Here is a 12,257-nt window from a genome sequence, read left to right on the forward strand (position 1 = left end):
GGCGTTTCTAGAAGTTCTGAGGACTGATTGTTGTTTAAACCAGAAATAGTCTTCAAAAGAAGACTTTCTCAAGAAGAGTTTCTAGAAGTTCTGAGGACTGATTGTTGTTTAAACAGTTTATGTCCAGAAAAAACAACCAATCTCTAAATTGTTTCTAGAAGTTCTGAGGACTGATTGTTGTTTAAACATATCAAAACTGATGATTTACAGCCAATTCTTGATAGTTTCTAGAAGTTCTGAGGACTGATTGTTGTTTAAACATAATCCAGCTTTTATATCAGGATATTCGTAAATTGTTTCTAGAAGTTCTGAGGACTGATTGTTGTTTAAACATATCAATATTTTTCAGATTTTTTGCAAACAATTGTTTCTAGAAGTTCTGAGGACTGATTGTTGTTTAAACCATCTCTCTAAAAAACCCTCTTCTTCCTCTCTTCCTTCGTTTCTTCGTGTCTTCGTGGTTCATTAAATCCTGAAAATCCTTAAATCCTGGACATCCTGATTCAGACAAAAAAAGATCCCCGACTTCCTTTATAAACCTCACCAAAAAAGAGAGATCATAGTAAAAAATCGAGAATCTAAATCATCAAAATGGCAAATAATATATTTGTCCTGCTAACTCTCCATCAAAACAACAATCAATTAACAACAAAATATCATCTATTACCTGTCCAATTCTAGCATCTGTAGAAACCTCAATCACCCCTGGCATCATCTCACCTGCTGCAATTCTTTCATAAGCATAGCGCGTAATTGTAGCCACATCATGAGTTAAGAGAACTCGATTTTCCGTAGCTGCCCAAGCGAGAATAGTTACATCATCTTTACCTAACAAACCAACATCCTGAACTCTGATAATATCAATATTAGGATTACGTCTAATTAATCCTCTCACAATAGTATTATCAAAATTCTCATCAGCTAAAAACTTTAACATACCTTCTGATTTGCTTGACGAGAAAGTAATCTATTTCGCAAATCTTGAGCATTAAAACGACTCTCATTTATTTGACGAACTTCTTGTTTTTGCTGCTGTCTTTGTTGTAAATAACTATCAACTTCCTCTTGATGATTCAGATAAAAAGCAATAGCAGCATAAACATCAGCAAGCATCAAAGATGGATAACGATAAGCTATTTCTTCAGCAGTTACCCCTTGATTAAACACAGAAACAATCGTATCTAAAGTCACGCGAGTATTACGAATAACAACTACGCCATCTTTAGTAGTTTCTAATGGTGCAGGTTCAGTAACAATTGCCAAAACCATAATTAATAACACAAAAATTATCATTCATAATAGCACATTTTGATAACATAGCGGACATTTTATTTGAATATTCTCTCTTCTTCTCTTCCTCTCTTCCTTCGTTTTTTCGTGCCTATGCCTTCGGCACGCTTCGCGAACGTGGTTCAATAAAAAAATCATCCTGAAAATCCTAAAATCCTGGACATCCTGATTCAGACAAAATTAAAAATCATCCTGAAAATCCTAAAATCCTGGACATCCTGATTCAGACAAAAAAAGGCAGAGCCTCAAAAAAAGCATTCCTAGTCAGAGACTAGGAACGAGATAAACGAGATGAAAACTAACCCAACTTAATAGTTTTCGTAATCACCGATAAACTTTCCTCAAACAAAGCCTCACGCCCCCAACGTTGCACCTGCTGACTTAACAAAAACTCCGGCTTTTGTTCAGCAAGAGAACTAACTTGTTGAAATAAACCAGCAGATTGAGCGCCACCTTGAGTTTCCATCCGCATACAACCGCCGGTTTCAGAACAAATTACCGTACCACAATTAGCTTGAGTATTAGTAGAACTCAAACGCAAAGCAATCAAATCACCAACAATTTCCCCAATATCAGCAACAGGAACACCTGCTAACTCTGCATTAATTTGTCTTTGATCTTTCGACACAAAAACAATATTGGTAATATCATAATCACCAAATTCTTTGCTGTAAGAAACAGGTTGCCATTCCAAGCGACTCGCTAACCAGCCTAAAAATAATAAAGCTTGGGCGGCATTGCCTTTTTCATAATCAATATTTACCCGATCAATTTCTCTCAAAGCTGCACGACGTTGGGGAGCATCATAAGCTTCTGCTGTTAATTCTTGCCATGCAGATAAACGTCGCCAATTTAAATCAGCTAAAGGAACTCCTGTATCTGCCAAATCTTGCAAAGTTAATAAATCACTTTCAGGAGCATTAAAATTACAAGAATCAACAATTACATTATTACAAACTGCCGCCAATCTCTTAAACAAAGGATTTTGAGAATCAGGAGTAGCTTTCCACCATAAAAACTTAGGCAAACCACCAATTAACAAAGCGGGAATCATGCCCCCAATACGTTCCAAAGCCGCAGCAGTACCAGTTAAGGTAATGTATTCACAACAAATTAATGTACTAGAAGACTGCTTTTGAATAGGACAATAGGCAGAAACCTGCGCCTTTACACCCTCATCTTCCCCCGCAATGGGACATAAAGCAATAATCCGGCAAGGGTTACGCAAAGCAATTTCATCAGCAATAGTGGGACTGGTGGGACTGTAAGTATAGCCCATTGCAGCACCATGACTATCACCATGTTCCCCACTGTGCTGAAGTTTAAAATATTCTTCCCGTAAAACCTTGATCGTTTCCGGTGTGGGAATACCGCTTTCTGGAAGTCCGTGTTTTTTCTGTAGTTCCCGCAGTGAAGTTTGGGTTTGGGGTCCCAAAATCCCATCAATAGGACCGTTATAAACACCAATAGCGGCTAACAAATACTGGGTTTCTTCTGGTTCATAAACCACTAGAGTAAATGTTGCAGCACGGGTAGCAGCAGGTAAACCGCCTTCTTCTCCTTGAATACCATAACTTTGCCAAATTTGACTGAGTTCGTTTTCAATATCAGTCAAACACACATCTTTAGGGGCTTGGAGAGAATAAATTGTAGAAGCTTCAGTTACCATAATTTTGGATTTTGGATTAATAATTGGGCATGGGGCATGGGGCATGGGGCATGGGGCATGGGGCATTGGGAAAAACTCTTACCCAGTCACCAGTCACCAATCACCAGTCCCCAGTCACCCCTTAAAGTCTGCGCCAACGGCGGCCGTCTTGGTTGATTAATAATTCAGCTTCTGCTGGTTCCCAAGTACCCGCTTCATACTGAGGAACAGTAGCGGGATCTGCGGGTAAGTCCCAAACAGACAGCGCAGGTGTCACTACACGCCAAGCAGCTTCTACTTCGTCAGACCGGGTAAACAATGTTTGGTCGCCCATCATACAATCTAAAAACAGGCGATCATACGCATCAGATGTAGCTTCAATCCCAAATGAACCATAAGTAAAGTCCATATCCACAGAACGGGTGCGGAAGTCTCCACCGGGCATTTTCACATCAAAACGGAGCGAAATACCTTCATTTGGTTGTATCCGCATTGTCAAAATATTGGCGTTTGCTTGTAATGCGGCTGATGGGAACATTCTGGAAGGTACTTCCCGGAAATGGATGGAAATTTCACTGACTTTTTTCGGCATCCGTTTCCCTGTCCGCAGATAGAAAGGTACACCTTGCCAACGCCAGTTATCCACCACAAATTTCATTGCTACATAAGTGGGTGTGGTGGAATTGGGATCAACTCCCGGTTCTTCTCGATATCCAGGGACTTTTTCTCCTTTCATCCAACCGGCGCTATATTGTCCGCGAATGGCAGAACGGGAAAGGTTATTCACATCTGCTAAACGAGTGGCTTGTAATACTTTCACCTTTTCTGTACGGATACTGTCAGCATCCATTGAGTTAGGTGCTTCCATTGCGGTTAAACAATACAACTGCATGAGGTGGTTTTGCAGCATATCCCGTAGCGCACCGGCACTTTCATAATATCCCGCCCGGTCTTCTACACCTACGGTTTCAGCAACGGTGATTTGTACGTGATCCACAAATTGCCGATTCCATAATGGTTCAAAAATGGCATTGGCAAAACGGAACACTAACAGGTTTTGTACTGTTTCCTTACCTAAGTAGTGGTCAATGCGGTAAACTTGGTTTTCTTTACAAACCTTCTGCACTACTTGGTTGAGACTTTGCGCTGATGCTAAATCACGCCCAAAGGGTTTTTCAATAACGAGACGGTTTTTGTAGGGATCGTCTAACATTCCCGCCGAACCTAGCTGTTTAATAGCTTCGGGGAAGAAGTTGGGCGCAACGGAAAGGTAAAACATCCGATTTCCCCGTGTTCCCCGTTGGGGGTCGAGTTCAGCGAGGAAGTTTTTCAGTTTTTGGTAACTTTCGGGGTTGTCAATGTCACCGGAACAGTAAAATAAACCCTTAGAAAAGTCTTGCCAGAGTTCTCCCAGTTCAACTTTGCTGTGAGCTTCCCGCATTCCTTTTTCCATCTGTTCCCGGAAGTAGTCATGGGTCCAGTCACGACGGGCGACACCAACAATGGTAGTTTCTGGGGGAATGCGTCTTTCCCGACGGAGTTTAAATAATGCAGGTACGAGTTTACGCCAGGTTAAATCCCCTGACGCGCCAAAGATAACAATAATTTGGGGTTCGGCCATCCCTTGTTGTTGGAGACCAACCCGCAAGGGATTTTCTAACAGACTGACCATAAGGATTTTGGATTTTAGATTTTGGATTTTAGGTTGGTGACTGGTGATTGGTAATTGGTGATTGGTGATTGGGGGATTAGTGATGGGTAATTGGTGATTGGGGGATTAGTGATTGGTAATTGGTGATTGGGGGATTCATGATTGGTGATTGCGTTATCAACCTCCCCATCTCCCCAGTCCCCAGTCCCCAGTCACCAGTCACCAGTCACCAGTCACCAGTCCCCAGTCCCCAGTCCCCAGTCCCCAGTCCCCAGTCCCCTATACTGGTGACAATACCTTGAGTTTCTCTTCTAAAGAGTTCATTAGGGACTGGAAGGGCTGAACAAACTTGTCAATACCCTCTACAAGTAGTTCTGACATCACTGCTTCAATATTGATGTTGATGTCAGGATCTTTTAAGCTTTGGATGAGGTTATGAGCTTCTGCAACTCCTGTTTCTAAACTGTCGCTCACATGACAATGATCAGCACAGGCTTTAATAGTCCCAGGTGGTAGAGTGTTTACTGTGTCATGTCCGATTAATTCGTTAACATACATGACATCGCTGTAACTGGGGTCTTTGGTGCTGGTACTTGCCCAAAGGAGACGTTGCACTTTTGCCCCTTTAGCTGCTAATGCTTGCCACCTATCACTGGCAATTATATTTTGATATTCTTGATAGGCGATTTTTGCATTAGCGATCGCAATTTTTCCTCTGACTGCCCTCAATCTTGCTTCGTGGTTAATATCATCAACGCCTTTCTGCAATTTAGCATCAATCTTAGCATCAATGTTGGTATCAATCCGACTCAAGAAAAAGCTGGCTACTGAAGCAATTTTACTAATGTCCTGACCTTCATTTACCCGTTTTTCTAAACCCCGAATATAAGCCCAAGCTGCATTTACATAGCTTTCTACTGCAAATAACAGGGTAATGTTAACGTTAATTCCTGCGGCTATTGTCGCCTTTACAGCAGGTAAACCAGCATCAGTTCCCGGAATTTTAATCATCACATTTTCCCGCCCAATTTCTTGGCAATAGCGACGGGCTTCATTTATTGTAGCTTGGGTATCATGGGCAATGGTGGGAGGAACTTCAATACTCACATAACCATCCAGTCCCTTGGTCGCATCATACACAGGGCGCAGAATATCACAAGCATTGCGGATATCTGCAAAAACCAGAGATTCATAAATTTTGTATGTGGGTAAACCAGCACGCATCCCCGCTTCAATGTCAGCATCATAAATGGCATTCCCAGTAATTGCTTTTTCAAAAATGGCTGGGTTGGAGGTAATACCAGAGATTCCTTGATCTTCTACCAGGTTTTGCAGTTCCCCAGATTGAATAATGTCACGGCTTAAATTATCCATCCAGATACTTTGACCGTGGTTTTTAATCTCTAATAAATGATTGGTTGCCATAACTATTTTTTAACTCCTCTTAACATTGTTTTTTGTGAAGTTGAGAAGTTTACTCATCCTAATTTCTTGATGGAGAAGCGTCAATTTATATGAATGAACCGCAAAGTACGCAAAGTACACGAAGGAAGAGGGAAGAAAAGAAGGAGAAAAGAAGGAGAAAAGAATTTATCAATCAAATAATTCGGCGTTTCTTGACCAGGAAATGGTTTAATTGAGTGTATTTTTCACTTCACATCCAAACATTGCTAGTCCTACATTCCAATCCCAATGTGCCAATGTTTAGCTTCGATTACTGGCCATACTAAATGCTTTTACTGGATTTTGGCTACTGACCTTTTTGCATAAATGACTCGACTTTAGCTACATCCTGTTGACTACCAATAATTAATGGTGTGCGTTGGTGCAGTTGTTTAGGGACTACATCCAAAATATCCTCTGTTCCAGTAGTAGCAAGCCCTCCAGCTTGTTCTATCAAATATGCCAAGGGTGCAGTTTCATAAAGTAGTCGTAACTTACCTTCTGGTTTTTGTAATGTACCCGGATAGAGAAATACACCACCTTGTACTAAAATTCGGTGAATATCGCTGACCATCGCCCCACTATAACGGGCAGTATAACCTTCTGTCTTATGCACATAACGAATATACTCTCTAAAGGATTCTTCCCACTGCCAGAAATTTCCTTCATTAACACTATAAACAGCACCATGTTCAGGAATTTTCACGTTTTCTTGTGTGAGAATAAATTCTCCTAAACTGGGATCAAGGGTAAAGAAATGTACACCTTTACCAATACTGTAAACCAGCATGGTACTTGGTCCATAAAGAATATAACCTGCTGCTAGTTGTTTCCGTCCATGATTTAATAAGTCTTTAGCTTCACCATCTAAGTCTGTTCCTTCTTGTTGACGGATGGAAAAAATTGAACCTAAACTGAGGTTAATATCTGTGTTAGATGAACCATCAATGGGATCATATAATAGGGTATAACGTCCAATAGGGCAGTTTTCGGGGATGTAATAAGGTTTTTCCATTTCTTCCGAAGCCAAGCGACAAACTAAGCCACTTTGCTTAAATACAGAAATAAACACTTCATTAGCATAGACATCCATTTTTTTCACAGATTCACCTTGGACATTCACTTCCCCTGTGAAACCCAGAACATCTTCCATTAAACCTGCACGGGTAAACCGTCTGGCAATCAGTTTACCAGCTAAGGCGATGCGATTCATTAACGCACTCAAATCCTGTGCTTCTGGTCCAAAACTCTGGAGTTGTTGGAGGACATGACGGGATAAGGTTGTACAATCTCGGTCTAGGGCTTTATCAGTGGATGATTCTAACGTTTCTGCTACTTGAGTCATTTTGGTTACTTCCTGGGATTTTGCCTATAGCGGTTTTTAGCCACTACTTCTATCTTAGAAAGGTATTCTGACCTCTTGAAAATGATTTTAGATAAACTAAAGAATTGATATTCTCGTTCCTATACTCTGTATGGGGATCAATTATGGAAGGCTATGTGTTCAATGAAGATAGAGGGAGAACCTCGATAATGGCATTCCCAGTCTGAGACTGGGAACGAGATAACCCACAAATCCAAATTTTTCAAGTTTCTGCTACTACTGGTGTGGGTTGGGATGAGTGGTATGGGTGGTTAAGTAAAAATGTGAATAATTCAGTTGATTTGATATCTGTGTAAATTCAGGAAAAAATACCTAACTATTTACAAAATTAGGTATTTTTTCTTATTTACTTTTTAAGTAAAAGTGCTATATTAAATTTTGCACTGTTTGGACAAACTGATACACAGACAAAAGCTGAGAAATTCAGCAAAAAAGTTTCAGAATATGCAACTTCAAAAGAGGTGATATCTTCTTTGAGCAAGGAAATTGGTGAACCTAAATAAACTGAAACTGAAGAAGAGTTTATAGAAAGAGCAAGTAATTTACTTAGAAACTTGTTAAAGAAAAAATTTAATGTTTAGCTATAGAATAGCATTTTAAAAGTTTTAACCAAGTTCTCTGAGACTGAAAGCGATCGCCCAAAGCTTCCTGTCTAAATGTTTTGTCACGATATTAGATCACCGACTTCTTTTTTTATCTTGTCAGTAAATGATAAGTTAATTGGAGAAGTCGGGGATCTGGGCGTGATTTTAGGTTACAATAGGAGCAGTAATTTTAATAAATGACGTTATGGGAATTAAAGATTTATTACTGCCATTTCGTGAGGAAATATTACAAATTGCTGCTAAATATGGAGCTTATAATCTACGGATTTTTGGTTCAGTTGCTAGAGGTGAAGCAACACCAGATAGTGATGTAGATTTTTTAGTGGAACTAGAACCACATCGCAGTTTATTCGATTATATCGCTTTAAATCAAGATTTGGCAGTATTATTAGGGCGTAAAGTAGATATTGCTGAACCTGAAAATTTACATGATTTAATTAGAGATAAAGTATTAAGTGAGGCTGTACCATTATGAAAGATGAACGTTTATATTTAAGTAATATTAAAGAATGTATTGAACGGATAGAAGAATATACTCAAGGTGGAAAAGAAGAATTTATGCAAACCAAGATGATTCAAGATGCTGTGATTCGCAATTTTGAAATTATTGGGGAAGCGACAAAAAGATTATCACCTGAATTAAGAAGTCAATATTCTGATATTCCTTGGCAACAAATGGCAGGTTTACGAGATGTATTAATTCATGATTATTTAAAGGTGAATTTGAATTTGGTTTGGCAAATTATTGAGCAAAATTTATCTGATTTAAAATTACAAGTTACACAGATATTACAAAATTTAGGTGATGCTCGTTAAATGTCTTCAATAAAGATAGAGGCAGAGCCTCTATAAGACCATTCCCAGTCTGAGACTAGGAACGAGACAACAAAACAACCTAAAATAGAAATAAGAGTATTCAGATAAAATAACATCCTGAAAATCCTTTAATCCTGGAAATCCTGATTCAGACAGTTTCTACGGTAAATAATCTGCGTTAAGAACATCCGTAACAGAAAAAGGAGGGTTTTCAGGAAATAAATTAGGAGATAATTGATATCTTTTCAGGATATATTGCCTAGCTTTTTGATAACATTCTTCAAAAATATCATCCAGCATATTTCTTAAACTCGGACTATCTTCCAGAGTTAATTCTATTTGTAATCTTTGTTCCGCAACTGTATTACGCCATCCTCTAGCATTATTTTCTTTTTCTAACTGCCAATATTCCAGTTTTAATATATGCTCAATTAAAGTTATTAAACGACTTTTCAATTCTTTTTTCTCGCTTCTACCCATGCTGTTGATTTCTTCTATCAAATTTCTAATATCTAATTCATCAAATTTATTGTTTTCTAATAAATTGGCTGTTGTTTGTAGCCAAAGATAGAAATCCTGTTCGTACAATTTTTTTGAGTCTATTTCTATTTTTAATTTTTCCATAGTTTAGTTACTATTTAAATCTAGATTTTCTGTTATTATACCACAGTTAGCAAAGCTGCCTCTACAATCATTAAAAAACTATAGTGATCCGATTTGATTCATGAATTTTTCGTGGAGGCAGGGAACAGGGAACAGGGAACAGGAAAGAAGGCTTTCCGTGTGTACTGAGTTCTGTATGGCTACGCCACGCAAGCTATCAAAAATCAAATAGGAGTCCTATACTAACATGAAGCGAATTATCCTCTACAGTAAACCCGGTTGCCATCTCTGTGAAGGTTTACAAGAAAAGCTAGAACAAATTACCAGTATTTCTTTTAATTTGGAAATACGCGATATTACGACTCGTGAAGATTGGTTTGCTGCTTATCAGTATGAAATTCCAGTTTTATTTTTATCGAACCACAGAGACACAGAGAACGCAGAAGAGTTACAACCTATACCCCGTCCTTCTCCTCGCGCAAATGTTCGGCAGTTGGAACAATTGCTTTTAAAATATATTCCCAATACAGAAAAAAATCATGCAGAATAGGCGCAAGGTTAGCTTGTGGCGAGGTGCGATATATGAATTTACGGGAATTATTGGCGGTTGTTGATGGTTTAGAATGTCCTCAGTCCGCTGATGTGGAAGTTCAGGGGATCAAAACTAACTCCCATGCTTGCGGTGTGGGAGATTTGTTTATCGGAATGCCAGGAACTAGAGTAGATGGGGGTGAGTTTTGGCAAAGTGCTTTAGCTGCTGGTGCTGTTGCTGCTATTATCTCTCCAGATGCGATCGCCAAATATCCACCTAAACAATCGGAAATGGTGATCAGTGCCAGTAATATGAATAAGGTCTGCGCGGAAATTTCCGCGGCTTTTTATGGTTATCCTGGACAAAAGCTCAAAATGGTGGGCGTTACCGGCACGAACGGTAAAACCACAACTACCCACCTGATTGAATATTTTCTCACAAAAGCCAATTTGGCGACGGCTTTGTTAGGAACTCTTTACACTCGTTGGCCTGGTTTTTCCCAAACTGCGGCTTTTACTACTCCTTTTGCGGTAGACTTACAACACAATCTAGCTCAAGCGGTTGATGCTGGGTGTGAGTTCGGGGTAATGGAAGTCAGTTCCCATGCTTTAGCGCAGGATCGGGTTTTTGGATGTGCTTTTGAGGTAGCTGTATTTAGCAATCTCACCCAAGATCATCTTGACTATCACAAGGATATGGAAGATTATTTTGGGGCGAAGGCTTTGTTATTTAGTCCTGATTATCTCCAAGGTAGAGCTATTATTAATGCTGATGATGAATATGGTAAACGTTTAATTGCTGGCTTAGGAAAAGATCGGGTTTGGACTTACAGCGTTAATGATCATACTGCTGATTTGTGGATGAGTGGTTTAAATTATCAGCCAACAGGTGTGAGCGGAATTTTACATACTCCTAAAGGTGATGTCGCTTTTAGTTCTCCTTTGGTGGGACAATATAATTTAGAAAATCTTTTGGCGGCTGTGGGTGCGGTTTTACATCTAGGTTTAGATTTACAGGTAGTGGCAAAATCTATACCTGATTTCCCTGGAGTGCCAGGAAGAATGGAACGGGTGCAAATTAGCGATCATCAAGATATTAGCGTAATTGTGGATTATGCCCACACTCCTGATAGTTTAGAGAATTTACTGAAAGCTGCACGTCCATTTATACCGGGAAGAATGATTTGTGTGTTTGGTTGTGGGGGAGATAGAGACAGGACGAAACGCCCAAAAATGGGTAAAATTGCCGCAGAATTAGCGGATATTGCGGTGGTAACGTCAGATAATCCCCGCACAGAAAACCCTGATAAGATTTTAGAGGATATTTTGGCTGGTATTCCTGATGTTGTGCAAGCGGTGGTAATTGGCGATCGCGCTACTGCCATCCGTACTGCTATTTTGGAAGCTCAACCCGGTGATGGTGTATTATTGGCAGGTAAAGGCCACGAAGATTATCAAATTTTGGGTACGGAAAAAATTCACTTTGATGATCGAGAACAAGCACGGGAAGCTTTACAGGAAAGAGGTGACAGGTGACAGATGACAGCAAAGAGACAGGGAAGCAGGGAGTAGGAAGCAGGGGAAGGTATGGGAGGAAAGGGAAGTTCATAACCCAGTCCCCAGTCCCCAGTCACCAATCACCCAAAATCAGCTAGATTAACTTGTAGGTTAAAATAGGGGCAAATATGCCAAGAACACAGAAAAACGATAACTTTGTTGACAAGTCTTTTACCGTTATGGCAGATATTATTCTCAAAATACTGCCAACTAACAAGAAAGCTAAGGAAGCTTTTGTTTATTACCGTGATGGTATGTCAGCCCAAGCTGAAGGCGAATATGCTGAAGCTTTAGAATATTATGAAGAAGCTTTATCTTTAGAAGAAGATTCTAACGACAAGAGTTTTATCCTTTATAATATGGGTTTAATTTATGCTAGTAATGGCGATCATGAAAAAGCTTTAGAATTTTATCATCAAGCAATTGAATTAAACCCCCGTCTACCCCAAGCTTTAAATAACATCGCTGTAATCTATCACTACAAAGGTGAAAAAGCCAAAGAAGAAGGAGATAATGACGCTGGTGAAGCGTTGTTTGATCAAGCTGCGGATTATTGGATTAGAGCGATTCGTTTAGCTCCCAATAACTATATTGAAGCACAAAACTGGTTAAAAACTACCGGGCGATCGCAAATTGACGTATTCTTTTAATTTGGTGATGGGTGATTGGTGATGGGTGACTGGGGACTGGTGACTGGTGACTGGTGACTGGTGACTGGTGACTGGTGAC

The 12,257-nt window shown here is 39.7% G+C and carries 13 protein-coding genes and 1 CRISPR repeat array; of the genes, 6 read left to right on the top strand and 7 right to left on the bottom strand.

Annotation, left to right across the window (positions count from 1 at the left end):
* The first annotated feature begins 3 nt into the window (after positions 1–3).
* Positions 4–406: direct repeats of the CRISPR family, unit length 40 nt; unit sequence GTTTCTAGAAGTTCTGAGGACTGATTGTTGTTTAAACATA.
* Positions 407–586: 180 nt separating this feature from the next.
* The 4 genes from PN497_RS20255 to zwf form a co-directional block, all read right to left on the bottom strand.
* Entirely contained in the window at positions 587–937 is a 351-nt protein-coding gene (locus PN497_RS20255) for a DUF5615 family PIN-like protein (RefSeq protein WP_096566092.1), read from the bottom strand.
* Positions 931–1,269, bottom strand: coding sequence for a DUF433 domain-containing protein (locus PN497_RS20260; protein ID WP_096572588.1), 339 nt, complete (start codon positions 1,267–1,269; stop codon positions 931–933). Before PN497_RS20260 ends, PN497_RS20255 begins: the two co-directional genes overlap by 7 nt.
* Positions 1,270–1,588: 319 nt before the next feature.
* A complete protein-coding gene (opcA, locus tag PN497_RS20265) occupies positions 1,589–2,959 on the bottom strand; it encodes a glucose-6-phosphate dehydrogenase assembly protein OpcA (RefSeq protein WP_096566090.1) in 1,371 nt (456 codons plus the stop codon).
* Positions 2,960–3,080: 121 nt separating this feature from the next.
* Positions 3,081–4,610, bottom strand: a complete 1,530-nt coding sequence (gene zwf / locus PN497_RS20270; protein ID WP_096566088.1) for a glucose-6-phosphate dehydrogenase — start codon at positions 4,608–4,610, stop codon at positions 3,081–3,083.
* Between the two features lie 137 nt (positions 4,611–4,747).
* Here zwf and PN497_RS20275 point away from each other — a divergent pair, with 137 nt between their 5' ends.
* The gene (locus PN497_RS20275) at positions 4,748–4,891 is read left to right on the top strand and encodes a hypothetical protein (RefSeq protein ID WP_272110797.1); all 144 of its coding nucleotides are present in this window, start codon (positions 4,748–4,750) and stop codon (positions 4,889–4,891) included.
* Here PN497_RS20275 and tal read toward each other — a convergent pair.
* Both tal and fbp read right to left on the bottom strand, forming a co-directional pair.
* A complete protein-coding gene (tal, locus tag PN497_RS20280; protein ID WP_096566086.1) occupies positions 4,869–6,014 on the bottom strand; it encodes a transaldolase in 1,146 nt (381 codons plus the stop codon). The genes PN497_RS20275 and tal overlap by 23 nt on opposite strands.
* 325 nt (positions 6,015–6,339) lie before the next feature.
* Positions 6,340–7,377 carry a class 1 fructose-bisphosphatase gene (gene fbp / locus PN497_RS20285; protein WP_096566085.1) on the bottom strand — a complete coding sequence of 346 codons (1,038 nt, stop codon included), beginning with the start codon at positions 7,375–7,377 and terminating at the stop codon, positions 6,340–6,342.
* A gap of 828 nt (positions 7,378–8,205) precedes the next feature.
* On the opposite strand from fbp, the gene PN497_RS20290 reads away from it, so the two are divergent.
* Positions 8,206–8,496, top strand: coding sequence for a nucleotidyltransferase family protein (locus PN497_RS20290; protein ID WP_096566083.1), 291 nt, complete (start codon positions 8,206–8,208; stop codon positions 8,494–8,496).
* Positions 8,493–8,837: a HepT-like ribonuclease domain-containing protein gene (locus PN497_RS20295; RefSeq protein WP_096566081.1), complete on the top strand. Its 345-nt coding sequence runs from the start codon at positions 8,493–8,495 to the stop codon at positions 8,835–8,837. The genes PN497_RS20290 and PN497_RS20295 overlap by 4 nt, the downstream gene beginning before the upstream one ends.
* Positions 8,838–8,996: 159 nt before the next feature.
* Here the strand turns inward: PN497_RS20295 and PN497_RS20300 are convergent, their stop codons facing one another.
* The gene (locus PN497_RS20300; protein WP_096566079.1) at positions 8,997–9,461 is read right to left on the bottom strand and encodes a DUF29 domain-containing protein; all 465 of its coding nucleotides are present in this window, start codon (positions 9,459–9,461) and stop codon (positions 8,997–8,999) included.
* Positions 9,462–9,687: 226 nt separating this feature from the next.
* On the opposite strand from PN497_RS20300, the gene PN497_RS20305 reads away from it, so the two are divergent.
* From PN497_RS20305 to PN497_RS20315, 3 genes are all read left to right on the top strand, one after another.
* Positions 9,688–9,990, top strand: coding sequence for a glutaredoxin family protein (locus PN497_RS20305; protein WP_096566077.1), 303 nt, complete (start codon positions 9,688–9,690; stop codon positions 9,988–9,990).
* Between the two features lie 32 nt (positions 9,991–10,022).
* Positions 10,023–11,507 (top strand): UDP-N-acetylmuramoyl-L-alanyl-D-glutamate--2,6-diaminopimelate ligase, encoded by a 1,485-nt coding sequence (locus PN497_RS20310; RefSeq protein WP_096566075.1) that lies wholly within the window; start codon positions 10,023–10,025, stop codon positions 11,505–11,507.
* Between the two features lie 149 nt (positions 11,508–11,656).
* Positions 11,657–12,178: a photosystem I assembly protein Ycf3 gene (locus PN497_RS20315; protein WP_137669138.1), complete on the top strand. Its 522-nt coding sequence runs from the start codon at positions 11,657–11,659 to the stop codon at positions 12,176–12,178.
* The last annotated feature ends 79 nt before the right edge of the window (positions 12,179–12,257 follow it).

The sequence above is a fragment of the Sphaerospermopsis kisseleviana CS-549 genome (assembly GCF_028329225.1).
In the GTDB taxonomy this organism is placed as follows: Bacteria; Cyanobacteriota; Cyanobacteriia; order Cyanobacteriales; family Nostocaceae; genus Sphaerospermopsis; species Sphaerospermopsis kisseleviana.